This is a genomic window from Rhodoblastus acidophilus (assembly GCF_900187365.1).
Taxonomy (GTDB): Bacteria; Pseudomonadota; Alphaproteobacteria; order Rhizobiales; family Beijerinckiaceae; genus Rhodoblastus; species Rhodoblastus acidophilus.
In genome coordinates, this window is sequence record NZ_FYDG01000001.1 from 854,348 (window position 1) to 877,263 (window position 22,916).

Sequence of the window (22,916 nt, forward strand, 5' to 3'; positions counted from 1 at the left end):
TCCTTTGCTTCGCCGCCCTTTGACGGGGGCGGCCAATTTTCCTATTGGGTGGTGTCGCCGTGTTTCAGGCGGCTTTGGGAAGACGAAGATGCAGTTCTGGAGCGAGAAGGCTCAGGGGTTGAGCCCGTACACCCCCGGCGAACAGCCGCGCATCGAGGGGCTGGTGAAGCTCAACACCAATGAATCGCCGCTGGCGCCCTCGCCACGCGCGATTGAGGCCATGCGCGAGGCGGCGGCCGAGTCGCTGCGGCTTTATCCCGATCCCGAGTCGCTGGCGCTGCGGACTGTGCTCGCGCGCTATCACGGCGTGGCGCCGTCGAATATTTTCGTCGGCAACAGTTCCGACGAGGTTCTGGCGCATGTGTTCGTGGCGCTGCTGAAGCAGGACCGGCCCCTGCTCGCGCCCGACGTGACGTACTCGTTCTATCCGGTGTGGGCGAAGCTTTATGACATCGCCTATGAGACGGCGGCGCTCGACGAGGGCATGCGGATTCGCGTCGAGGATTTCTGCCGCAATTCCGCCGGCGCCATCGTGTTCGCCAATCCCAATGCGCCGACCGGCGTCGCTCTGCCGCGTGACGAGGTGGCGCGGATGGTTTCAGCCAATCCGTCGATCCCCGTGGTGGTGGACGAGGCTTATGTCGATTTCGGCGGCGAGACGGCGATTCCGCTGATCGAAAAATTTCCCAATCTGCTGGTGGTCAGGACGTTTTCAAAATCGCGGGCCTTGGCCGGGTTGCGGGTCGGCTATGCGGTCGGCGACGCCGGGCTGATCGAGGCGCTGTCGCGGGTGAAGAATTGCTTCAATTCCTATCCGGTCGGGCGCATCGCCCAGGCCGGAGCCATCGCATCGGTCGAGGACGAAGACTATTTTCAGGCCGGCTTGGCGACGATTGTCGCGGAGCGCGGGCGGATGACTTCGGCGCTTGAGGGCTTGGGGTTCGAGGTGTTGCCGTCGAGCGCCAATTTCGTGTTCGCGCGGCATGGGTCTGTTGGCGGCGCGGCGCTGGCGCAGGCTTTGCGCGAGCGGGCGGTGCTGGTGCGGCATTTCAATGCGCCGCGCATCGCAGATTATCTGCGCATCACCGTCGGGACGGCGGAGCAGACGGATCGGTTGATCGGGGCGCTGGGCGAGATTTTAGGCTGATCCGATCAGCGCTTTCTTCGCGCGCCTAGAAACGTCTTGGCCGAATTTCCGTCTTCGGGATCGCGGGTCGTGTAGTTTTCCAACAGGATTTGCACGCCGGCTTTGCTGGCCCTCGCGGTGAGGTCACTTGGAAGTTCCGGCGTAGCGATTTCATTGTCGCCGATGATGGCGATCCACAGGACAGCTTCGATTCACAGATGCTGAAGTGTCGCCGTTATAAGCGTTTTCAATTTGGCGACGGCTTCGGGAAATGAGCTGCTCGCTTTCGCAGCGTTATTGGGATCCATTCTCGGATAAAGCTCTCGCGCTTCATCCTCTGAAAATCATCGCGATTTTTCGTGACGTTCGCGCCACCTTTGAGAATACGCTTCAATCACCGCATCCGGCGATCCTGAAGTCGATAGGGAATGAACGCTACCGTCAAATTCAACGGCTAGCGGGCCCAATCCTGGAATCTGGTAACGAAAATCTCCTGTCTCAACGTATTTCCGAGAGGCGCCGAAGAAAATCCACCCGAATGGATATTCGCGCTCTTTTCCCGGAATCAAGAGAATATCTGCGTTCTCACCCGCTCTCGTAAGATATTCCAGCGCCAGCAGACGCGCCTGATTTATCGTGATTTTTTCCATCGCGAAACTCCGACTGTGGCATGCGAGAAAAAAAAGGCATGCGATGGATACAAATGCGTGCTTTTTGCGCATCATTTCCGGTCACTTTTGGGAAGCAAGCCAATGCCAATTACGCTCTTACCATCGGAATTGTATCGAGCATTGGCTGCTTTGGCACTATAAATGACGCCAGCCTTCTATCCGTTTCCCCAATCTTGAGCTTCAACAATACCGACTTTGCCACGGTCATTGCCGATGACGACGACGTGGGCGCCGGCGCCATCGGGGTATCGGATGCCTACGATAGCCAGCGCACCGTCACCAGCCTGCTTAACCTGACTGTATGCATCATCGATCTTTTGGCCCCATGTTATCTTCATGTTGAACCGACTTTCAATTTCGTCCCAAGCGCCCTCTCGTCCTGACTGGGCGACCGCGCTGCGATCTGTCCCTCTTAGCCGCGCGGCCACTGCATCAATTACGAACCCGCAATTTTGCTGATCGTTTTTGGGGTTCACATGGGTTGCCGCGTTTTCCAGATGTGCTCCGGGTCTATTTGTCGAATTATCCGATTGTGGAGAGCGATTTGGTGCGCTCTTGCCCTTTCCTGGCTTCGCATTGGGCGTTTCTCCGAAGTTTCCACCATTCGACCATCTGCCGCGATCATCCCGAGGTTGATCGTCGCTATATTTGTCGAGCGCGCCGGCGAAAACCTCTTGCGTGAAAACTTTTTTTTCGTCGTTCGCAGACCGATTCTGCTGCAATTTGGCGACTCCCTGCCCCGTCGTGATCGCCAGCACGTCGGCCATGGGATCGTCCGGCAAAATTTCGCCCATGATCTGAGCGGCGCGGCGACGGGTCATCATGCCGGCGTTGACCAGAGCCACCAGGTTTTCGCGTTGGACTGTGGGATCGACCACGGTTTCGTTGCGCCAGGCGAATTCAAGGTTTGGCGCGCCAAGCTGGATGAGGATGGCGTCGCAGAGGCGCTTGATCCAGGCGAGGATGGGTTGCAGGCCCTCCTCATTGGACATCTGGCTTTGCGTCTCGCTGGTCGAGCGGTTCATCTGGTTGATGAACGGCTGCGGCGACACCGAGAAGGCGAAGCAGACGACGCGGGCGATCCATTCGTCAAACGCGCTTTTCAGCTCCGGCTCTTTGGTCTGGATGAAGGTTTTCGCGACGCCGCCAGGGACGAATTTGGCGCGGCGGCGCCTCGCGAGATCGCCGTCGAAATAGAGGTCCCAATAGTCCTGAAAGTTCTTGATCTGGTCGGGGGTCCAACTGTCGGGCACACCGATCAAGCTCTCTGGAATGTTGCCCTCGGTGTAGTAGTTGAGCTGGTGCAACTGGCGCTTCAGGCCGATGTTGACCGTGGCGACGATCTGCTCGACCGGGGAAAAGCCGTAGGCGCGATGACTGCGCAGGTTGCGCGGGCGATAGATGATGTCGCGCGTGGTGTAGTCGACCGCCGGCAGGCCTTTCAAAATTTGCTGGTAGGCGACGGGATAGACTTTTTGGCCGTCCTGCATGAACGGGCGCGGGGTGCGGCCCCAGAAATCCAGCACCGGTTTGATCGTGGCGCCGTCGAGCGGATGCAGGGCGAGGAGATTGCCGGCGCGGTCGCGCTCGCACCAGAGGGCCGGCGCGTCGATGACGAACAGGTCTTCTAGGATCATGCGCAGCCAGGCGCTCCAGTCGTGGACGCCATCCGGGCTTTCGAAAAAAGTTTCCGCGCGGGCGATGTTTTCCGCGTCGGCGTCGCGGCCGGGTTTGGCGCGCAACGTCCAGGTCATGCGCTCGACCTGATCCTTGCGCGTCTCGATGACAAGGCGCAGCAGGTCGTAGGCGTCGGCGAGTGCGCGGAGGTCGGCGAAGGAAATGGATTCGTAGCCGCGGGCGCGGGTGACGAGATTGTAGCCGGCCGGGAAATCCCATTGGCGGCCCGCGACGTCCTCGGGGGCGCCGGGGGCGATGGGGGCGGAGGGGCCGAACCAGTCGTCGGGCGCTTGCGCGCTCGCGCTGGAGCGGGCGGAAAATTCCGCAGGCGAAAGGGACCAGCGTGGCAAGCCCGCGCCGCGTTCAGTCATGTCAGTCTCCAGGTGGTTTGGTTTGGCGGGCGCGTTCGGCGCGAGGCGATCAGAGTCGCAAGTCATTGCGAGCGCGGGGATGTGCGCTTGCGGAAAATTTGGCCTGGGCGGGGAGTGTCAGGTCCGACGTGAAGACATGGGAAGATTGGTTATTCGCGGTTTCCGACATAGGGCGAGGGCAAGGCGAACCAGAGACCGCCCGGATCGCAATCCGGCGATCCCGCCGCGAGCCATTCCTTCATGACGGCGTCGCGGGTTTCTTCGTTGCTCTCGCCGTATTGCGGTTGATAGAGCCAGTCGTATTGCGTACCGCCGCCGCCGACGACGGGTTTGGCGCCATGCGCCAACAACTCGGCAACACATCGGCTGACGAATTCGGTGAGATCGTCACCGGCCAATTCAAACCGACGTCGACCCGCAGGGGCAATTTGCCACAAGCCAACCGCGTCGATGGGCAGTTCGCAGGGAACAGCCTGGATGTATTCCATGACTGTTCCTCCATATTTACGATCCCTCTCCTGCAAGTTCAAACTCATCGTTGATGCACCTTGGATCCGGATTTTAAATTGTCGCTCTGAATAACGTCGATTGTTGGTCGATGCCTTTTGCTCGTCCGAATACCAAAAATCGTTCCGCCATTCCTACGAAACCAAACACGATTGTAGCCTCATGGCGACATAAATGAATTATACCCATTTATAAATTTAATATTGCCGTATAATTTTAAATAAATTAAGAGAGATATTTTAACCGGCGCGACCTTCAATTATAAATTTTTTCCCTTGCGCAAAAATATTATCGCCGCTTTGCATTTCTATTTTTAACAACTCGAATCCATCCTGCGGCTCGACTGCACATTTATTAACCGATACACTTCGACCCCAAGGAAAACAACGACTACAATACAACGAAGAAATACCGCACCCAACGATGAGAACTTTACGACTATCTTCGCTGACTGTTAAATTTGCTGTTAGCTGACCTATATTCCACTCCAATTCTATTTTATTCAAAGTCGCATCGTGTAGCGAAATTATAACACTCATGGGCTCAATCCCCACCAATTGGTAAATGTGCCCTCGGCGATTCGGGAAGGCCACCGCGCCGATTGTGATGAAACACCCTGTGGCGAAGTCACGCGGATGCAGATTTTGGTCGGACTCCGACATTCATTCGCACGAGGTCTCGCGTCTCAGCAACTTAATGACGCCGGAGGGGGCATTCGTCAAAATTCTTGGAAGATCAGAAAACCTATTACTGCTTTTAACATACATTATTATATTTACATATGGATATGCCTCTTCGAGAGGCTCATCGTCATATGGATCAAGATTGATAACAATTTTTAAACTCTCCTCGCGCATTCCTTCATAATATAAATACGTTCCACCACGGTAAAAACTACTAAACCTCTCCTCTAATACGACTGAAAGCAAGCTTTCAATCAATTTTTTTGCTTCAAGAATGGAATGAGTTTCCACTCCGTAGAGTTCAACCGTCGACACTGTCCGACACCTCATCGCGGTACGACGATACTCGGCGCGCGAGATATGGCCGTAGATGTTGAATTATATATCATAAAGTTTACAGGTCTGCCCGCCTGCTGGCTCAATTGCATCGATACGTTCGATAACCCAAGTTTTTCAAGCGCAGCCTCGTCCAAAGGTCCCGTGCGAGTGCCTGCGGAACGCAAGGCGATTCCGGCGTCTTGGGCCACCTGAAACAACTTGTCGCCTGCCAGGGCAATGTCAAAATCGCTGAGCCGCCCCGCATCGAATGCCGCGCCAGCACGGTAACTCATTCCTGTGACGGCGCTGCCCTGCATAATGCCTTGAGCATCAGCATATCCAGCTTCAGTCAACGCATCGTGAAGCGCGGAGCCGAACTGAGAGAACTCCCGCGCATTTGCAAATCCGTATGGAACGGCGGCCTCTGCCGCCGCAGGCGCCAGTAACGCCTCGCCTCCAAGCAAAGCCGCCGCGCCAGCCGCCCCAACGACAATCGGGCTGGTCACGATGGCGCGCCAGCGCGGGCGCGTTCCAACTTGTTCCCCCGTGTCCTGATCGTATTCAGGCACTGGCGCTTGCAGCCACTCACTAGCCGCATCGACCGCCGCCGACCACGGACCACGATGATCCGGTTTATTCGCGTTCTCGCTTCCGTTTTGGTCGGCGCTTGCGCCCGTCGTGGCGAATCGGCCCTTCGGATCGCGCGGATGCAAGCTTTCATCCCAGTCGGCTTTGAATAGCGGGACGTTGGCGCCTTCGATCCCCGCCTCTTGCAGGATAAGCCAAAGCGAAACGCCCTTTGCGAGAAAGGTCGCGCCGATTTTCAGCATTTCGGCGTCGCGCGGGCCGCGCAAGGGCGGCAGGCCGAGTTGGGCCAGACGGATGGCGGCGCCGCCCCCCTCATCCGTCTCGCGCCTGTCGGCGCGAGCCACCTTCTCCCGCAAGGGGAGAAGGATCCGGCGGCAAATTTCGTGACGAACGCAATTCATTCCTGGCGGCGATCCGCCTTCGCCATCGTGCGATAAAATTCGAACACGCCGCCGCCGCTGTCCTGGCTCAGCGCCAGAGCCGTCACCGCCCACACCAGCGCGTCGACGCGGTCGGGGGAATAGCCGTTGCGGGCGCGATCAAAGTCGGGGGTCATGGCGCACATCTGGTCTTCGAGCTTGGCGAAGACGCCGCAATGTTTGACGCGCCCCTGTTCGTAGAGCGCGGCGACAGGTTCGGCGCGGGCGAATTTTCCGCGTGAGGCGCGCACGCCGCGAAACGGAATGTTGGCGTCGATCTGGCGCAGCAGCGTTTCGATCATGTCGCCGCCATTGTTGACCTCGGCGACGATGCAATCGGCTTCGAACTGCTTGTAGGCCTCGACGGCGCGTTGCGCCCAGGCCAGCGGGGTTTCGCCCTGACGGGAAAGATCGGCGAGAATGTGCGCGCAGCGGGCCTCGTCGAGACCCGCTGCGATCATCCCGCATTCGTCGGCGTTCTCCCCGGAGGTGGCGGGCGGATCGAGCGCGATGACGATGCGGGCGAGCTTGGGATGCGCGGCGCCGGTTTGCGCCTGTTCGAGCTGGGCGCGGGTCCAGAGCGCGCCGGGGACGTCCATGAGCATTTCGGCATGGAGTTCCTGGCGGCCAAGGCGCGTGCCCTCATATTTGCGCACCACGCGATTGAGGAAATTTTCGGCGAGATTGCCGATGTTTTCGAAAGTGGAATGGCGAGTCGAGTGCGTGAGCGGATCGGCGAGCAGATCGCGCATCAGTTTGGTCGGGCGCGGCGTCGTCGTGATGATCGCCTGCGGCTGCTTGCCGAGACGCAGACCGAACACCGCCTGATCCCAGGTTTCGGGATAGCGCCAGGCGGCGATTTCGTCGCACCAGAGTTTTTCGTGTTGCTTGCCGCGCAGGCGCTCGGGTTCTTCCGCCGAGAACAGAAGACTTTTGGCGCCGTTGGGCCATTCCAGCCTCCGCCTGTGCGCGACGTAGCGAGGGCGTTCGTCACGTGGGCAGGCCGCCAACACGCCGGATTCGCCTTCTACCATTACGTCGCGCACATCATCGGCGGTCGCGCCGATCAAGTTGACCAGAGCAAACTCGCGCGCCCATTGGCGCACGGTTTCCGCTCCGGTCCTCGTCTTGCCCCAGCCGCGACCGGCGAGAGGAAGCCAATAAACCCAATCCCCCGGCGGGATGAGCTGGTCGGGACGCGCCCAGAAGGGCCACAGCGTCTTCAGCGATTCCAGCTCATCCGCATCGAGACGGGAGAAAAAGCTGGCGCGCTCGCGGGGAGACAAGCGCGCCAGCTCGCGCGCATGCGTTGAGAGGAGACGCATGGCGGCGACTTATGAATTCGCATCGGACTTCGGCTGCTGGCCGCGCGCGAGCTGCTCCAGCTTCTTGATGAGCGAGTCGCGGGCCTCGTCGAGCGAGGCGCCGGTTTCCGCGGCGGCGTCGAGGCCAAGCAGCTTGGCGCGGCGATCCATGATCGCCAGCACGCGCTGGGCCGCCGCCGCGTCGCCGTTCATCGCATTCTTGTAATGGGCCGCCTGCAACTGATCCAGGCGCATCAGTTCGAGCTGGCGCAGGTCGCGGGCCGGCTGATTGGGCGCCGAGCGCAGCGCCTTGCCGACAATCGCGTAAATGCGGCTGACGGAGACGCGCTTGAAACCCGCTTCGGGGAGCTTGCGCGCGATTTCCGGAAAGGTCAGGCCGTGGAGCCGCATGTTGAGAATGGCGAGGTCGCGGTTGACGCGATCGATGGGCTTTTGCTCGGCCGACGCCGCTTGTTTGGCGTTGGAGCGGGCTGCGATCGTTTTCTTGAGGGGTTTGCGCGGAGCCGACGCCATTTGTCATCCTTTGGCCGCCCGGCCGGGTGGCCTGGGCAACGAAAAACCCGGGGGCTTCGGCTTGGGGCCGAAGCGCCGCCGGGCGCAAATCTTCAACGTGGATATTTGTATCGGAAGTCGGTCGACCGGTCAATGGGCAAAATGGGATTTTTGCGTTTTTTTGGGATATTGCCCATTTTCGTTGGGACGCAGGCGATTGACCCTCACCCCGCCCTCGCCCGCATAGCCCGTCGCGCCACGGGCGTCTTCCGCTAGGAGAGCGAAAGCGAGTGGCGCAAGTCTCTCAGTTGACGGTGAAGCGGCCGGCGAAGCGGCCGACGATCTGGATTTCGTCGGCTCCGGCCTCATAGGGCGCATAGGAGGAATTGACCGAGATGATGCGCACGCGCATCGGATCGGAGCCCATGACGATCTGCAGGCGCTTGATCACCAGGCCATAGCCGTCCCAGAGCGCGAAAATGCCTTCCGGACTCGGGATGGTGTAGCGCAGGTCTATGAAGACGCGGTCGCCCTCGGAAAGGCGCGGCTCCATGGAATCGCCGATCACCTCGAACACCCGGATATGGCGCGGGTTGGCGTGCAGAACGCCCTGCATGATCGCGTCCGGCAGGGTCCATTCGGCGGCGATGGCGTGGGCCGCGTAGGAATTGCCGAATTCGTCATGGACGAACGCCTCCACCGGCACGCCGCCCCCGCCCGCGCCGGCGCGGACATCGACTTCGAAAATGGTCGAGACGCCCGCCTCCTTGTTGTCGACGATGCGGCGGTCGACATTGGTGTCGAAGCGGCGGGTGGTCGGCGGTTCGGAGGGCGCGTTCTCCCGGCCGGCTATCAGCCAGTCCAGCGAGCGTCCCAGGGCGAGAGCCAGTTTGTTGAGGGCCGGCAGCGAACCGCCGCGCCCACGCTTGAGCGCGTCGCGCACATAGGTTTCGCCGAGGCCGGCGCGCACGGACAGGGCCTTCATGTCGAGGCCCTGCCGCGCCATCTCGGCTTCGAGGCGGCTTTTCCACTGGTCGTCCATGATGGGAATATTCCCATATTTACGTTAAGGCGTCGAGTGGGCAATTTCCCATTGACGACGCAACTTCGTTCTTATTATGTTCTACCCGCCGTTGCAAGGCGATTTCCCCCCAACCAGAGCTTCCCTATGACGAATATCGTGCCATTCAGCTCCTTTACGCCCTTTTCCACCACAACCATTGTCGTCCCGCGCGCCGGCGCCCGTCCCCTCACGGTCGAAAAGGCCAGGCCGCGCGCCGCCGCGCCCAAGACCGGGCGCTTCGGTCTCGCCGCCGAGCCGAGGCCGATCGCGCGGAAAATCGAGGTCAAGGCGCCGCCGCCGCCGCCCGCCGCCCAGCTCTATGTCCATAACGGCCAGAACTACGTGCGGTCCGACGTGTTCGAGCAATGGCTCGACGAGGCGGCGCGGCGGGTGATCGCGCAAAAGCCGGGGCGGATGTCCGGCGGCTACGCGATGGAGATCGTCGCCCCGCGCACCGCGCGCACCCGCCATTTCGGCGTGATGGAGCGGCCGCTGATCGAACTGCTGTCGCGCTGCCGGGTCATCACCTACGGCCAGTCGCCGGATCGGTTTTCGGTTTCCTATGGCGGGCTTGGCCGCGAGCTGACCCTGACCGTCACCGAATTCGTCGCGCCCTGATTGGGACACGTCCATGGCCAGACCACGCAAGACCAAGATTTCTCTACCGAAACTGGCCTGTCTCACCGAGACGGGCCCCGAAGGAAAGGCGCGCAAGGTGTTGAGGGATTTCAAACGCTCCGGTTATCGCGATCCGGACGGCCCGACCGTCGAGCGGTTGATGCGCGCCGGCGAATCCGCGCGGGTCGAGACCTTTTCCGAAGTGGTGGAGGTGTCGCGCGGCGACGCATTTGAACAGGTCGAGGTGAATTTCACCCGCATGCGCCTCGATGACGGGCCGCTGGCGCGGCTGCGCGACCGGGGCCAACTCGACCGCGACGACAAGGCGCGCAATCTGGCGCTCGCCATGGCCGGCGAGAAATTCCGCCAGGCGTATTTCCGCTCGGGACTCGATCCGCTGCACTCGCTGGACCCGACGCGGGAGGTCGCCACGGCCTATGCGCCGGGGGCGATGTGGCGCAGCGAGTCGCAGGTCGAGGCGCTGCAGCGGTTTCGCGCCGCCCGCGACGCCATCCCCGAGGATTTTCGCAGCGCCGTCTCAGCTATCGTGCTGGAGGACCGCGAAATCGTCGATGTCGGACGCGAGACCGGCGCCTATCGCGACGCCAAAATGGCGGGGGCCGTGGCCCTGTTCATCCTGCGGCGCGGGCTGGCGGCGCTGGCCCGACATTACCGGATGATTTCCGCCGCCGACGCCGCGTAAATTCAGATCGCGCCGGCGGGCAACCCGGCGGCGCGACCTTCAACCGAGTCGCCGGCTCAATTCCTGCGCGATTTTCAGCTCGCGATGGAACGGGCCGACGCCGGTCGCCGCGATGGTTCTGGCCCGGGCGAGGCCTTCCGTTCCGAAGCGGGTGCGGATCGCCTCGTCCACCCAGGCCCGCTGCTGGGTTTTGCGCCGGCTTTCGAGCGCGCCCGTGCGCGCCGCCCAGGCGCGATGATCGGCCAGCGCCTGACGCAAATCCGCCAAGCCGACCCCTTGCGTGGCCGAAGCGAGAATCACCGGAACCCGCCAATCGTCCTCGCGCGAAAAAAGGGTGAGCGCGCCTTCGACCTCGCTTTGCGCGCGGCGCGCGGCGTCGCCCATGTCGGCCTTGGTGACCACCACAATATCGGGCAATTCCATCACGCCGGCCTTCATGAATTGCAGGCTGTCGCCGGAGCCGGGCTGGACGCAGAGGATGACCGTGTCCACGGCGAAGGAAATGTCCGCCTCCGACTGGCCGATGCCGACGCTTTCGATCAGCACGCGGTCGAACAGGGCGCGCATCAGGACCGACGCGGCGATGGTCTGGTCGGACAGGCCGCCGAGTCGGTCGCGCGCCGCCATGGAGCGGACGAACACGCCCTGGTCTTCGGGGTCGGTGGCCATGCGGGCGCGGTCGCCGAGCAACGCGCCGCCGGTGCGGCGGGAGGAAGGATCGACCGCGATCACGCCCACGGTTTCCTTGGCGTTGCGCCAGTCGCGCAGCAGGGCGTTGGTCAGAGTCGATTTGCCGACGCCGGGCGGGCCGGTCAGACCGGCGGCATGGGCGCGGGTTTGCGCCAGCGCGGCGTCGAGCAGGGTGGCGAGTTCGGTCGCGCCTTCATGAGTCTCGATCAGGGCGAGGGCGCGGGACAGGCCGCGCTTGCCGCCTTCGGCGATGGTTTTCAGATCGGGAAAGGGCGGCACGGCAGGACCTTTGAAGGACTCGGGCTCCCTCTCGGTAATGGGAAAAGCGCGTGTTGAAAAGCGCCCTATTCGCCGAGGGCGTGCAGCACGATCTCGCGGCGATGGGCGGCGCGGCGGTGCTCGAACAGATAGACGCCCTGCCAGGTCCCCAGGCTGAGGTCGCCGTCGGCGAAGGGGAGGGTCAGGCTGGTCTGGGTCAGCGCCGCGCGGATATGGGCGGGCATGTCGTCCGGACCTTCGGCGTCGTGGACATAAAGCCCCCTGCCCTCCGGCGCGATGCGGCTGAAGAAGGTTTTCAGATCGTCCACCACCGCGGGATCGGCGTTTTCCTGAATCAGCAGCGAGGCCGAGGTGTGGCGGCAGAAAATCGTAAGTTGCCCCATGCGCATGTTCGTCGCGCGCAAAAAAGCGCGGGCGTCGGGAGTGAACTCGTAGAGGCCCTGGCCCTTGGTCTTGATGGTCAGGGAGTGCTGGGCTTGGCGCATGTCCGGCTCATGCTGACGTCACAATCGAGGGTCCCCGCCCTCCGGTCGCAACGAAGCCGGCTGTCGCCGGCTTCGTCAAGTGGAGCGGCGCAAATCGGAACGCCCGATTTGCGCCGGGACAGGGAGAGCGCGTCGCGGGACGCGTCAGGCCGTGGTCGAGCCGCCCTTGCCCAGCGCGGCCTGCGCGGCGGCGAGGCGGGCGATCGGCACGCGGAACGGCGAGCACGAGACGTAATCGAGGCCGACGCGTTCGCAGAAGCCGATCGAGGCGGGGTCGCCGCCGTGCTCGCCGCAAATGCCGAGCTTGATGTTCTCGCGGGTCTTCTTGCCGCGCTCGGCCGCCAGCGCCACCAGTTCGCCCACGCCCTCCTGGTCGATCGTGACGAAGGGGTCATGCGCCAGAATGCCCTTCTGGACGTAGGAGCCGAGGAACGAGCCGGCGTCGTCGCGCGAAATGCCGAGCGTGGTCTGGGTCAGGTCGTTGGTGCCGAAGGAGAAGAACTCCGCCGTTTCAGCGATTTCCCCGGCGCGCAGCGCGGCGCGCGGCAGTTCGATCATCGTGCCGACCATATAGGGCAGAGTGACGCCCTTGGCCTTGAACACGGTTTCGGCCACCGCGTCGATGCGCGCCTTGACCAGATCGAGTTCGCGCTTGGACAGCACCAGCGGCACCATGATCTCGGGCTTGACCGGCACGCCGGTCTTCTGCTGCGCCTCGATGGCGCCCTCGAAAATGGCCTTGGCCTGCATTTCGGCGATTTCCGGATAGGCCACGGCGAGGCGGACGCCACGGAAGCCGAGCATCGGGTTGAACTCGTGCAACTCGTCGGAGCGCGCCTTGAGCTTTTCCTTGCTGGCGCCGGTGGCGGCGGCGACCTGCGCGACTTCCTCCGGCTTGTGCGGCAGGAATTCGTGCAGCGGCGGGTCGAGCAGGCGGATGGTGACCGGCAGGCCCTGCATGATCTCGAACAGGGCGGCGAAATCGCTGCGCTGCATCGGCTCCAGCTTGGCGAGGGCGGCGCGGCGGCCGGCTTCGTCTTCCGACAGGATCATTTCGCGCACCGCGACGATGCGGGATTCGTCGAAGAACATGTGCTCGGTGCGGCACAGGCCGATGCCCTCGGCGCCGAACTGGCGGGCGATGCGGGCGTCGACGGGCGTGTCGGCGTTGGTGCGGACCTTCAGGCGGCGCACCTCGTCGGCCCAGCCCATCAGCACGGCGAATTCGCCGGACAATTCGGGCTGCAGCATCGGCACTTCGCCGGCCATCACCTGGCCGGTGGCGCCGTCGATGGTGATGATTTCGCCCTTCTTGAAGGTGTGGCCGGAGGCGGTGAAGGTTCCGGCCGCGTAATCGACGCGGATCGTTCCGGCGCCGGAGACGCAGGGTTTGCCCATGCCGCGCGCCACCACGGCGGCGTGGGAGGTCATGCCGCCGCGCGTGGTGAGGATGCCCTCGGCGGCGTGCATGCCGTGAATGTCTTCCGGCGAGGTTTCGACGCGCACCAGAATGACGCTGCGGCCGCCCGCCTTGAGCGCCTCCGCCTCATCGGACGTGAACACGATTTCACCGACGGCGGCGCCGGGCGAGGCCGGCAGGCCGGTTGCGACGATTTTACGCGGCGCCTTCGGATCGAGCGTCGGGTGCAGCAATTGATCGAGCGAGGCCGGCTCGATGCGCTGGATGGCCTCCTCGCGGGTGATCAGGCCCTCATTGGCCATTTCGACGGCGACGCGCAGCGCGGCGCGGGCGGTGCGCTTGCCGTTGCGGGTTTGCAGCATCCAGAACTTGCCGCGCTCGACGGTGAATTCCATGTCCTGCATGTCGCGGTAATGCTTTTCCAGCAATTGCGTGGCGCGGACGAATTCGGCGAACACCTCGGGAAGCGCGGTTTCCAGCGACGGCTTGTCGGATTTGGCGCCGATGCGGGCGGCTTCCGTGATGTTCTGCGGCGTGCGGATGCCCGCCACCACGTCCTCGCCCTGGGCGTTGATCAGGAATTCGCCGTAGAGCGCGTTCTCGCCGGTCGAGGGGTTGCGGGTGAAGGCCACGCCGGTGGCCGACGTCTCGCCCATGTTGCCGAACACCATGGCCTGCACGTTGACCGCAGTGCCCCAGCTTTCCGGGATGTCATGCAGCTTGCGATAGGTGATGGCGCGCTGGTTCATCCAGGACGAGAACACCGCGCCAATGGCGCCCCAGAGCTGTTCGCGGGCGTCCTGCGGAAAATCCTTGCCGGTCTGGCGCTTCACCACATCCTTGTAGCCGTCGACGACCTGGGTCCAGTCGTTGGCGTTGAGGTCGGTGTCCTGGGAATAGCCCTTGCGATCCTTGTAGAGTTCAAGGATTTCCTCGAAATTGTGATGGTCGATGTCGAGCACCACATTGGAATACATCTGGATGAAGCGGCGATAGCTGTCCCAGGCGAAGCGCGGGTCGCCGGAGGACGTCGCGATCGCCTCGACCGCGACGTCGTTGAGGCCGAGGTTGAGCACGGTGTCCATCATGCCCGGCATGGAGGCGCGGGCGCCCGAGCGCACCGACACCAGCAGCGGATTGGCCGGATCGGCGAAGGCGCGGCCGGTCAGCACGCCGACCTGGGCCAGCGCCGCTTCGACCTGGGCCTTGAGATCGGCCGGATAGGTGTGGTTGCTGGCGTAGTAAAAGGTGCAAACTTCGGTCGAAATGGTGAAGCCGGGGGGAACGGGCAGGCCGAGATTGGCCATTTCGGCCAGATTGGCGCCCTTGCCGCCCAGCAGATTCTTCATCGCGCTGGCGCCTTCGGCCTTGCCGTCGCCGAAAGAGTAAACCCATTTCGCCATTGTTTTTTCCTTGGATACGACAAAAGTTGGATGGACGCCGCACAGTTGCTTCCGGGGCGCTCTCTGATCCACGGAGATGAATAGCGCCCACCGCCGACGCGTCAAGGATTTCCTAAACGAAAGGCTAACACAAGCGCGTAGTTTGCGCGATCCGGAGCCTGTTTGACGATAAACTTGCGCCGGATTAATTGCCCCAGCGGCCGGTTGCGTGTAAAGCAGCCTTTCGTCCCGCCAGCCGGGGGTCCGAGATATTGAGTGCGCTGTGACTGACTTGACGTCCACTTCCCTGCTCGACAAGGTGAAATTTCCCGCCGATCTGCGCCGCCTGCCGGAGAGCGATCTCAAAACCGTCGCCGAAGAAGTGCGCCGCGCGACCATCGACACGGTCGCGTTGACTGGCGGCCATCTCGGCTCCAGCCTCGGCGTCGTCGAGCTGACGGTTGCGCTGCACTACGTGTTTGACACGCCGCGCGACCGCATCATCTGGGACGTGGGACACCAGGCCTACCCCCACAAGATCCTCACCGGCCGACGCGACCGCATGAAGACCTTGCGCCAGGGCGGCGGCCTCTCCGGCTTCACCAAGCGCGCCGAAAGCGAATACGACCCGTTCGGAGCCGCGCATTCCTCCACTTCCATTTCCGCCGGCCTCGGCATGGCCGTGGGGCGCGACCTCAAGGGCGACAACAACGCCGTGATCGCCGTGATCGGCGACGGCTCGCTGTCGGCCGGCATGGCCTATGAGGCGATGAACAACGCCGGCGCCCTGCAGTCGCGGCTGATCGTGATCCTCAACGACAACGACATGTCGATCGCGCCGCCGACCGGCGCCATGTCGGCCTATCTCGCCCGCCTGTCCTCGGGCCAGGCCTTTTTGAAACTGCGCGACGTCGGCAAGGCGCTGGCCGCCCATCTGCCGCGCAGCGTCGACCGCGCCCTGACCCGCGCCGTCGAGCACGCCCGCACCTATGTGACCGGCGGCACGCTGTTTGAGGAATTGGGCTTCTACTATGTCGGCCCGGTCGACGGCCACAATCTCGACCATCTGCTGCCGATCCTGAAAAACGTGCGCGACGCCGATCCCGGCGGCCCCGTGCTGCTGCATGTTGTGACGCAGAAGGGCAAGGGTTATGGGCCGGCGGAAGCCGCCGCCGACAAATACCACGGCGTCAACAAGTTCGACGTGGTGACCGGCGCGCAGATCAAGCCCAAGGCCAACGCCCCGTCCTTCACCAAGGTGTTCGGGCAAGCGCTGGCCAAGGAAGGCGCCAAGGACGACCGGATCGTGGCGATCACCGCCGCCATGCCAAGCGGCACCGGCGTCGATATTTTCGAGCATGTGTTCCCGGACCGCACCTTCGATGTGGGCATCGCCGAGCAGCACGCCGTGACCTTTGCGGCGGGCTTGGCGACCGAGGGGCTCAAGCCGTTCTGCGCCATTTATTCGAGCTTCCTGCAGCGCGCCTACGATCAAGTGATGCACGACGTGTCGCTGCAGAGCCTGCCGGTGCGCTTCGCCATCGACCGCGCCGGCCTGGTCGGCGCCGACGGCCCGACCCACGCCGGCTCGTTCGACGTCGCCTATCTCGGCTGCCTGCCCAACATGGTGATCATGGCCGCCGCCGACGAGGCGGACCTGGTCCACATGGTGGCGACCTGCGTCGCCTATGACGCCGGCCCGATCGCGCTGCGCTATCCGCGCGGCGACGGCTTCGGCGTGGAAATGCCGCAGGAAGGCGTTCCGCTGGAGATCGGCAAGGGCCGCATAATGCGCGAGGGCAAGGGTTCGGGCGAGAAGGTCGCGATCCTTTCGCTGGGTGCCCGTCTGCACGAGGCGCTGAGCGCCGCCGACCAACTGGAGGCCCAGGGCGCTTCGGTGACCGTGGCCGACGCGCGCTTCGCCAAGCCGCTCGATGTGGAGTTGCTGCGCCAGCTCGCCAGCACGAACTCCATTCTCATCACCGTCGAGGAAGGCTCGATCGGCGGCTTCGGCTCGTTTGTCATGCAGCAACTCGCCGAGGACGGCTTCCTCGACAACGGGCTGAAGGCGCGGGCGATGGTGCTGCCCGACGTCTATCTCGACCAGGACAGCCCGGCCAAGCTCTACGCCAAGGCGGGCCTCGACGCCGACGGCATTGTCGCCAAGGTTCTCGGCCTGCTCGGCAAGACCGCGACGGCCAAGACCGCGTGATCCGACGCGGCGCCCTTCTCCGCGCAGCGAGAGAAGGGGGCCGCTCGGCGATCAATCGAACCGTTTGATTATTCAAAATCTTCGGAGCGACCGCTCCAGACGCCGGCCAAAGCCTTGAGCCGGCCTTTCCAATTTGAGCGTTCACTGCCGAGCTTGTCGAGAAAATTGGCGAGCCGGCGCGATTTCATCACCGTGTACATGGTGAGCAGCGTCGTTGGGACGAACACCGCCAGGAAGATCAGGAAACGGTCCCAGGCGCCCATATCGGCATAGGCGAAAATATTCATGCCAAGAAAGCCGGTGGTGACAGTTCCGATCAGGCTGAGCATGGTGACGACCGTCAATTGCAGGATGGTCACGGCCTGCCGGCGCAACAGATCGGCCTCCATAAAACTTTCGCCGTCGTTGACCTCCGCGCGCAACTCCGCGAACAGCGCCGCCGTGCCCAGTTGCGCCGACCACAGCCGGAAAATGTCGCGCAGCACCGCCTGATCGGACACTTCGGTGAAGTAGTAGCGGTGATTGAACCGCAGAAAGCCGGCCGAGAGGCGGCGGATGTCGCGCCGGAAGCGCCCGACCGTGCGGGCGTCGCCGGGATCGAGTTTGCGGATCACCTCGACGAGGCGGTTCGACATCATCAGCACCGCCGCGCGGTGGAAATGCGCGATCAGGCCAAGCATGAAGAACTGGTGGCGGAACTGGCCGAGGTAACCGCGCTCGGCGTCGACGAAAGCGGAATCGTCGGCCGGCCCGACCATGACGAAAGCCTGCGGCGTGCACATCATCCGCATGTTGGGCCAGTCGGGATCGCTATGCTCGGGATCGTAATAGCGGTCATAGCAATGGGCCTTCTCGAACGTCTCGAGAAAGGGCGCCGAAAGCGGCAAGACGTTGCGCGGACCCGGCGCTGCGGAAAAGGCGAGGCGCACGAATTCGGCGCGGGTGAGCCTGCGGGGATCGTCCACAGCGACGAAGGCCATCAGCGGCATGCGATGGAATTCCAGCGGGCGGTAGAGCACGGCCTCCTTGACCCCGGCGCGCTTGAGCCGCATCGGGCGCAGCAGGAAATCCCAATGGGCGCCGATCTCCACCACCTGCTCGCGGATCACCGCCGAATAGAACCGGCCGATGTCGCCGAGGTCGGACTGCGCCAGCGGCTTGCCGGCGGCGTCGAGCCATTCGACGCTGTCGAAGCAGTTCGCCGGATCGCCGCGCTCGTCCCAGCCCGACGGATAAGCGCGGCCGAAGCGGTTCATCACGTCGAGCGCCACGTCAAGGTCGATGTCGTCGGCCCAGATCTCGACGACGGGGATCATCACGTCGGCGTCGAAGAAAAAATAGACGTCGGCGTGCTTGACCCGGAACGTGCGGCTTTCCGCCTCGCCCGGGGCGCGCACGCGCACGGCGGCGATGTTCTTGCGCCGATAAATCCGCAGCGGCGATTCGCCATAGCTGGCGGCGCCGCCGCGCTCGCCGTAAAGGAACCGCTGCACATGCGGCAGGAAGGCGACGAACTCCCGGTAATGACGCTCGCGGTAGCGCTCGACCTCGTTGGGGAAATCGTCCTCCAGCCGGGTCCAGTCGGGATGATCCTCCAGGGCGCGCCAATGCTGCGCGCGCGGCTCAGCCAGCGGCATCAACTGCAACGGCCAGAACAGGATTTGGCGAAAGCGCCGCACCATAATTTTGTCCGACGTCCCGTCCATGCGTCCCTCGCCGCTTCTCTCGCGTGTTGCGATGTGATAGGCGGGGCGCCAGGGAGCGGACAAGCCCTCCCGATGATCCCCAGGGAAAAAGTTGATGCCCCAGCGCGCCGATCTGGCTCTGGTCGCCCGCGGCCTTTTTGCGAGCCGCGCCAAGGCGCGCGAGGCCATCGACGCCGGGCTGGTCGTGCTGGACGGCGCCGTGCTGCGCAAGCCGTCCGAAATGGTTGGCGAGGATGCGCTGTTGCGCGCCGAGGCGCCCTACCCCTGGGTGTCGCGCGGCGGGGTCAAGCTGGCGGCGGCTTTGGACGGTTTCGGCCTCGATCCCGCCGGGCTGCACGCGCTCGACGTCGGCGCCTCCACCGGCGGGTTCGCCGATGTGCTGCTGACGCGCGGCGCCGCGCATGTGACCTGCGTCGATGTCGGCACGGGCCAGTTGCACGAGAAAATCGCCCGCGACGCGCGCGTAAAAGCGCTGGAAAAGTTTGACGCGCGCAAACTCACCTTGGCTGATATGCCGGAGGCGCCGCAGGCGATCGTCTGCGACGTCAGCTTTATTTCGCTCACCCTGATCCTGCCGCCTGTTCTGGCGCTGGCGGCGCCGGGCGCCTGGGCCGCGCTGCTGATCAAGCCGCAATTCGAGGCGGGGCCGGAGCAGGTCAAAAAAGGTTTCGTGCGCGACGCCTGCGTGCGCGAAAAAGTGTGCGACAAGATCAGCGCGCTGGTCGCCCGTCTGGGCTGGACAGTGCTGGGCGTCATCCCCTCGCCGATTTCGGGCGGCGACGGCAACATTGAATTTCTATTGGGAGCGCGCCGCGCGTGATCGACCTCAACGCTCGACTGACCATTGATAAACTGACCTCACGCGGCGAGGGCATGGCCAAAGGGCCTGTTTTCGTCCCGTTCGCCCTGCCCGGCGAGGAGGTTCTGGCCGAGGTGGACGGCGAGCGCGGCCGGTTGGTCGAGGTGTTGAAACCCTCGCCGGATCGCGTGGACGCCCCCTGCCCGCATTTTTCGGCCTGCGGCGGCTGCGCCGTGCAGACCCTTTCGCCCGACGCCTATGCGCAGTGGAAGCGCGGCCTGGTGGCGGACGCCCTGCGCCACGCCGGGGTTTCCGCCGAAGTGGCGCCTTTGCAGCGGGCCTGGGGCGGCGGGCGGCGGCGCGCCACCTTTCACGCCCGGTTCGATTTTCGCGGCCGCGCGCGCGTCGGGTTCATGGAGGCGCGCAGCCACAAGATTTTCGAGCTGGACGCCTGTCCCATTCTCGCCCCGGAGATGGCCGGCGCCATGGCGGCCGCCCGCGAGATCGCCGAAAAGCTGGCTGGAACGGAAAAGCCGCTCGATCTGGTGGTGACGGGAACGCGCACCGGACTCGACGTCGATGTGCGCGGCTGCGGCAAGCTCGATTTCGAGACGGAACAGGCGCTGATCGCGAGCGCGCAAACGCTTGATCTCGCCCGCATTTCCAACCACGGGATCGTGCTGATCGAGCGCCGTGCGCCGGAAGTCCTGTCGGGACGCGTGGCGGTCACGCCGCCACCGGGGAATTTTCTGCAGGCGACGGCGGCGGGCGAGGAGGCGTTGACCTCGGTTGTCGTCGCGGCGCTTGCGGGCGCGAAAAAATGCGCCGATCTGTTTTCCGGTTCGGGGGCCTTCGCTCTGCGTCTGGCCGAACAGGCCGAAGTCTTCTGCGTCGAAAGCGACGCGGCGGCGCTCGCCGCGGCCTTGCGCGCGGCGCGCAGCACGCCCGGGCTGAGGAGCGTCAAGGGCGAGATGCGCGACCTGTTCACGCGACCCCTGTTGCCGGGCGAGCTGGAGAAATTCGACGCTGTCGTGTTCGACCCGCCGCGCGCCGGCGCCGAAGCCCAGGCGCGCGAACTGGCGCGCAGCGCGGTGGCGAAAGTCGCCGCCGTCTCCTGCAATCCCCAGACATTCGCACGCGACGCCAAAATCCTGATCGGCGGCGGTTTTACGCTGGAAAACGTCATTCCTGTTGACCAATTCCTCTATTCGCCGCATGTGGAGCTGATCGGAATTTTCGCCAAGGCCGCCGCTAGCGCAAAGAAGAAGCGCCGGTTGCTTGGCTGACTTTTGAGGTTGAGATGGCTCAGGAAATCGCGCAGGCGCTGGCCGCTATCGTCGGCGACAAATATGTTCTGACCGGCGCCGACATGGCCGCCTACATGAACGAGCCGCGCGATCTCTGGCACGGCAAGGCCGCCTGCGTGGTGCGTCCGGGCTCGGCGCAGGAAGTGGCGGCGGTGCTGGGCTATGCCGATTCTCACGGCTTGAAGGTCGTGCCGCAGGGCGGCAATACCGGACTTGTCGGCGGGCAGATCACGGACGGGTCCGGCTCGCAAATCCTGCTGTCGCTGAACCGGCTCGACAAAATCCGCGAGATCGACCCGGCGTCCAACACCATGATCGTCGAAGCCGGCGTCACCCTGCAGAAGGTGCAGGAGGCCGCCGAGAGCGCGGACCGGCTGTTTCCGCTGTCGCTGGCGGCCGAGGGCTCCTGCACCATCGGCGGCAACCTCGCCTCCAACGCCGGCGGCACCGCCGTGCTGGCGTACGGCAATGCGCGCGATCTCGTCACCGGACTGGAAGTGGCGCTGGCCGACGGCAAGCTGCTGAACAATCTGTCGAAACTGCGCAAGGACAACACCGGCTACGACCTGAAGCACATTTTCATGGGGTCGGAAGGCACGCTCGGCGTCATCACCGCGGCGGTGGTCAAACTCTATCCGCGCCCGCGCGCGGTGGAGACGGCGCTGATCGGGCTGGAAAGCCCGGAGAAATGTCTGGAGCTGCTGATGCTGGCCCAGGCCATGGGCGGGCCGGATTTGAAGACGTTCGAATTCATGTCGCGGTTCGGCATCGAGATCGTGGTCAAGCATACCGACGGCGCGCGTGAGCCGCTGGAGGCGCCGCACAATTGGTATGTGCTGCTGGAGCTGGCCTCGCAATCGGATGCGGGCTTGGGCGATAAGATGATGGCTCTGCTCGAAGCCGCGTTCGAGAAGGAAGTGATCGAGGACGCCGTGGTCGCCGCCTCGCTCGACCAGCGCAAGGCGTTCTGGACTCTGCGTGAAAATCTGTCGGAAAAACAGAAGCATGAGGGCGGATCGATCAAGCACGACGTCTGCCTGCCGGTGGCGATGGTCCCCGCCTTTCTCGCCGAGGCCGGCCCGATCGTCGAGAAGACCATTCCAGGCGCGCGGCCCGTTCCGTTCGGCCACATGGGCGACGGCAACGTGCATTATAACGTCAGCCAGCCCGTCGGCGCCGACAAGGCCGAATATCTGGCGCGCTGGGAGGAGTTGAACGCGGCGGTCCATGCGGTGGTGACGCGCATGAACGGCTCGATCTCCGCCGAGCACGGCGTGGGCGTGCTGAAGCGCGACCTGCTGCCGGGCGTGAAGGACCCTGTGGCGCTGGAGGTGATGCGCCGGATGAAAACGGCGCTGGACCCCAAGGGCACGCTGAATCCGGGCAAGGTGCTTTAAGCGCTCGCCCGGAAGCCTCAGGAGCGGATCACAGCGACTGAAGGCCTTTGATCACCGTGGACTCGAACTTGGGACCGCAGGTCGCCGTTATTTCCTTCATCGCCAACGTGAAGGCCGATGCGGCGATCAGGCTGAACGCGGGATCGTCGCCATGACGCCTGTGGGCGCTGCGGACGGCGTCGATGATGTCATCATGCAATTCGCTGATCGTGTCAGCCGCGAGCATTTCTTGTAGCGTCATGTGATCGGTCCAGCAGGTCCAGAGATGCCGCGAGGGCGAACAAGCTTGATCATAGCAGGTCGGGCCATCACGCGCACTTGATTGTTAGAACTAGAGAATTGGCGACAGGCGCTGCCGCGCGGCAGGCGCGCGGGCGCCTCGGGCGCTCGTGGCGGTCGGCGTCGCGCCCTGCGGGCCGAGCATGGTCAAAAACTCTCAAATTTCTCCTCCTGTGCGCCGTTTATTGTTGGCGCGCGCCTGTTGGGCGGTCACGCATGAGGCCAGAGCGGCTCGGCGCGAGGCCCGATAAGCCCGGCGGCGGCTAACTCGTTTGAAATCAAGGCTTTGATGCGACGGTTTTGTCGCAGATCCGGGGATTCCTCGATTTAGCGGCGCAGGAAACGGGCGCCTCAAACAGCTTGACGCCGCGTCCGCTGCAAGCTCTGATCTCCAAAACG

General features: G+C 63.6%; 21 protein-coding genes. 7 read left to right on the plus strand and 14 right to left on the minus strand.

The window, feature by feature from the left end; all coding sequences use genetic code 11:
• Window positions 1–88 precede the first annotated feature (88 nt).
• Window positions 89–1,147 carry a histidinol-phosphate transaminase gene (gene hisC, locus CFB24_RS03645; protein ID WP_088519178.1) on the plus strand — a complete coding sequence of 353 codons (1,059 nt, stop codon included), beginning with the start codon at window positions 89–91 and terminating at the stop codon, window positions 1,145–1,147.
• Between the two features lie 323 nt (window positions 1,148–1,470).
• Here the strand turns inward: hisC and CFB24_RS03650 are convergent, their stop codons facing one another.
• The 9 genes from CFB24_RS03650 to CFB24_RS03680 form a co-directional block, all read right to left on the minus strand.
• Window positions 1,471–1,776 carry a YrhB domain-containing protein gene (locus CFB24_RS03650; protein ID WP_158255138.1) on the minus strand — a complete coding sequence of 102 codons (306 nt, stop codon included), beginning with the start codon at window positions 1,774–1,776 and terminating at the stop codon, window positions 1,471–1,473.
• A 176-nt stretch (window positions 1,777–1,952) separates the two neighbouring features.
• On the minus strand, window positions 1,953–3,551 hold the full coding sequence (locus tag CFB24_RS03655; RefSeq protein WP_244593111.1) for a phage portal protein: 1,599 nt from the start codon (window positions 3,549–3,551) through the stop codon (window positions 1,953–1,955).
• Between the two features lie 443 nt (window positions 3,552–3,994).
• Window positions 3,995–4,333 carry a hypothetical protein gene (locus CFB24_RS03660; RefSeq protein WP_244593110.1) on the minus strand — a complete coding sequence of 113 codons (339 nt, stop codon included), beginning with the start codon at window positions 4,331–4,333 and terminating at the stop codon, window positions 3,995–3,997.
• A gap of 258 nt (window positions 4,334–4,591) precedes the next feature.
• A complete protein-coding gene (locus CFB24_RS22410; RefSeq protein WP_141098338.1) occupies window positions 4,592–4,891 on the minus strand; it encodes a hypothetical protein in 300 nt (99 codons plus the stop codon).
• Between the two features lie 123 nt (window positions 4,892–5,014).
• Window positions 5,015–5,350 (minus strand): hypothetical protein, encoded by a 336-nt coding sequence (locus tag CFB24_RS22415; protein ID WP_141098339.1) that lies wholly within the window; start codon window positions 5,348–5,350, stop codon window positions 5,015–5,017.
• A gap of 11 nt (window positions 5,351–5,361) precedes the next feature.
• Complete coding sequence (locus CFB24_RS03665; RefSeq protein ID WP_088519182.1) at window positions 5,362–6,342, minus strand: hypothetical protein; 981 nt, start codon at window positions 6,340–6,342, stop codon at window positions 5,362–5,364.
• Window positions 6,339–7,685, minus strand: a complete 1,347-nt coding sequence (locus tag CFB24_RS03670; RefSeq protein WP_088519183.1) for a DNA-packaging protein — start codon at window positions 7,683–7,685, stop codon at window positions 6,339–6,341. Before CFB24_RS03670 ends, CFB24_RS03665 begins: the two co-directional genes overlap by 4 nt.
• Before the next feature lie 9 nt (window positions 7,686–7,694).
• The gene (locus CFB24_RS03675) at window positions 7,695–8,198 is read right to left on the minus strand and encodes a hypothetical protein (protein WP_088519184.1); all 504 of its coding nucleotides are present in this window, start codon (window positions 8,196–8,198) and stop codon (window positions 7,695–7,697) included.
• Window positions 8,199–8,481: 283 nt separating this feature from the next.
• Window positions 8,482–9,219: a LexA family transcriptional regulator gene (locus CFB24_RS03680; RefSeq protein ID WP_088519185.1), complete on the minus strand. Its 738-nt coding sequence runs from the start codon at window positions 9,217–9,219 to the stop codon at window positions 8,482–8,484.
• 138 nt (window positions 9,220–9,357) lie between these two features.
• On the opposite strand from CFB24_RS03680, the gene CFB24_RS03685 reads away from it, so the two are divergent.
• Together CFB24_RS03685 and CFB24_RS03690 are read left to right on the plus strand one after the other, a co-directional pair.
• Window positions 9,358–9,858 carry a hypothetical protein gene (locus CFB24_RS03685; protein WP_141098340.1) on the plus strand — a complete coding sequence of 167 codons (501 nt, stop codon included), beginning with the start codon at window positions 9,358–9,360 and terminating at the stop codon, window positions 9,856–9,858.
• 13 nt (window positions 9,859–9,871) lie between these two features.
• Complete coding sequence (locus tag CFB24_RS03690; protein ID WP_088519187.1) at window positions 9,872–10,561, plus strand: hypothetical protein; 690 nt, start codon at window positions 9,872–9,874, stop codon at window positions 10,559–10,561.
• A 39-nt stretch (window positions 10,562–10,600) separates the two neighbouring features.
• Here CFB24_RS03690 and meaB read toward each other — a convergent pair whose 3' ends face one another.
• The 3 genes from meaB to ppdK form a co-directional block, all read right to left on the minus strand.
• Window positions 10,601–11,530, minus strand: coding sequence for a methylmalonyl Co-A mutase-associated GTPase MeaB (gene meaB, locus CFB24_RS03695; RefSeq protein ID WP_088519188.1), 930 nt, complete (start codon window positions 11,528–11,530; stop codon window positions 10,601–10,603).
• A 65-nt stretch (window positions 11,531–11,595) separates the two neighbouring features.
• Complete coding sequence (locus CFB24_RS03700) at window positions 11,596–12,015, minus strand: secondary thiamine-phosphate synthase enzyme YjbQ (protein WP_088519189.1); 420 nt, start codon at window positions 12,013–12,015, stop codon at window positions 11,596–11,598.
• A 144-nt stretch (window positions 12,016–12,159) separates the two neighbouring features.
• A complete protein-coding gene (ppdK, locus tag CFB24_RS03705; RefSeq protein WP_088519190.1) occupies window positions 12,160–14,838 on the minus strand; it encodes a pyruvate, phosphate dikinase in 2,679 nt (892 codons plus the stop codon).
• Between the two features lie 262 nt (window positions 14,839–15,100).
• On the opposite strand from ppdK, the gene dxs reads away from it, so the two are divergent.
• Window positions 15,101–17,029, plus strand: a complete 1,929-nt coding sequence (gene dxs / locus CFB24_RS03710; RefSeq protein WP_088519191.1) for a 1-deoxy-D-xylulose-5-phosphate synthase — start codon at window positions 15,101–15,103, stop codon at window positions 17,027–17,029.
• A 68-nt stretch (window positions 17,030–17,097) separates the two neighbouring features.
• Here the strand turns inward: dxs and CFB24_RS03715 are convergent, their stop codons facing one another.
• Entirely contained in the window at window positions 17,098–18,735 is a 1,638-nt protein-coding gene (locus CFB24_RS03715; protein WP_088519192.1) for a magnesium transporter CorA family protein, read from the minus strand.
• Between the two features lie 94 nt (window positions 18,736–18,829).
• Between CFB24_RS03715 and CFB24_RS03720 the strand changes: the two genes are divergently transcribed.
• From CFB24_RS03720 to CFB24_RS03730, 3 genes are read left to right on the plus strand one after another with little or no spacing between them, the layout of a single operon-like run.
• A complete protein-coding gene (locus CFB24_RS03720) occupies window positions 18,830–19,555 on the plus strand; it encodes a TlyA family RNA methyltransferase (protein WP_088519193.1) in 726 nt (241 codons plus the stop codon).
• Window positions 19,552–20,820 (plus strand): class I SAM-dependent RNA methyltransferase, encoded by a 1,269-nt coding sequence (locus CFB24_RS03725; RefSeq protein ID WP_244593109.1) that lies wholly within the window; start codon window positions 19,552–19,554, stop codon window positions 20,818–20,820. Before CFB24_RS03720 ends, CFB24_RS03725 begins: the two co-directional genes overlap by 4 nt.
• A 14-nt stretch (window positions 20,821–20,834) precedes the next feature.
• A complete protein-coding gene (locus CFB24_RS03730; RefSeq protein WP_088519194.1) occupies window positions 20,835–22,238 on the plus strand; it encodes an FAD-binding oxidoreductase in 1,404 nt (467 codons plus the stop codon).
• Window positions 22,239–22,266: 28 nt separating this feature from the next.
• On the opposite strand, the gene CFB24_RS03735 is transcribed toward CFB24_RS03730, so the two are convergent.
• Window positions 22,267–22,479 carry a hypothetical protein gene (locus CFB24_RS03735; RefSeq protein WP_111390642.1) on the minus strand — a complete coding sequence of 71 codons (213 nt, stop codon included), beginning with the start codon at window positions 22,477–22,479 and terminating at the stop codon, window positions 22,267–22,269.
• Window positions 22,480–22,916: the final 437 nt, after the last annotated feature.

What these genes read in the sequence shown, in the direction of transcription:
- CFB24_RS03665 (WP_088519182.1), bottom strand. Translation starts at nt 6,342, where the DNA reads ATGAATTGCGTTCGTCACGAAATTTGCCGCCGGATCCTTCTCCCCTTG.
- hisC (WP_088519178.1), top strand. Translation starts at nt 89, where the DNA reads ATGCAGTTCTGGAGCGAGAAGGCTCAGGGGTTGAGCCCGTACACCCCC.
- CFB24_RS03700 (WP_088519189.1), bottom strand. Translation starts at nt 12,015, where the DNA reads ATGCGCCAAGCCCAGCACTCCCTGACCATCAAGACCAAGGGCCAGGGC.
- CFB24_RS03715 (WP_088519192.1), bottom strand. Translation starts at nt 18,735, where the DNA reads ATGGACGGGACGTCGGACAAAATTATGGTGCGGCGCTTTCGCCAAATC.
- CFB24_RS03730 (WP_088519194.1), top strand. Translation starts at nt 20,835, where the DNA reads ATGGCTCAGGAAATCGCGCAGGCGCTGGCCGCTATCGTCGGCGACAAA.
- CFB24_RS03655 (WP_244593111.1), bottom strand. Translation starts at nt 3,551, where the DNA reads ATGACCTGGACGTTGCGCGCCAAACCCGGCCGCGACGCCGACGCGGAA.
- CFB24_RS03735 (WP_111390642.1), bottom strand. Translation starts at nt 22,479, where the DNA reads ATGACGCTACAAGAAATGCTCGCGGCTGACACGATCAGCGAATTGCAT.
- CFB24_RS03660 (WP_244593110.1), bottom strand. Translation starts at nt 4,333, where the DNA reads ATGGAATACATCCAGGCTGTTCCCTGCGAACTGCCCATCGACGCGGTT.
- CFB24_RS22410 (WP_141098338.1), bottom strand. Translation starts at nt 4,891, where the DNA reads ATGAGTGTTATAATTTCGCTACACGATGCGACTTTGAATAAAATAGAA.
- CFB24_RS03680 (WP_088519185.1), bottom strand. Translation starts at nt 9,219, where the DNA reads ATGGACGACCAGTGGAAAAGCCGCCTCGAAGCCGAGATGGCGCGGCAG.
- CFB24_RS03675 (WP_088519184.1), bottom strand. Translation starts at nt 8,198, where the DNA reads ATGGCGTCGGCTCCGCGCAAACCCCTCAAGAAAACGATCGCAGCCCGC.
- CFB24_RS03670 (WP_088519183.1), bottom strand. Translation starts at nt 7,685, where the DNA reads ATGCGTCTCCTCTCAACGCATGCGCGCGAGCTGGCGCGCTTGTCTCCC.
- CFB24_RS03650 (WP_158255138.1), bottom strand. Translation starts at nt 1,776, where the DNA reads ATGGAAAAAATCACGATAAATCAGGCGCGTCTGCTGGCGCTGGAATAT.
- CFB24_RS03690 (WP_088519187.1), top strand. Translation starts at nt 9,872, where the DNA reads ATGGCCAGACCACGCAAGACCAAGATTTCTCTACCGAAACTGGCCTGT.
- CFB24_RS03720 (WP_088519193.1), top strand. Translation starts at nt 18,830, where the DNA reads ATGCCCCAGCGCGCCGATCTGGCTCTGGTCGCCCGCGGCCTTTTTGCG.
- ppdK (WP_088519190.1), bottom strand. Translation starts at nt 14,838, where the DNA reads ATGGCGAAATGGGTTTACTCTTTCGGCGACGGCAAGGCCGAAGGCGCC.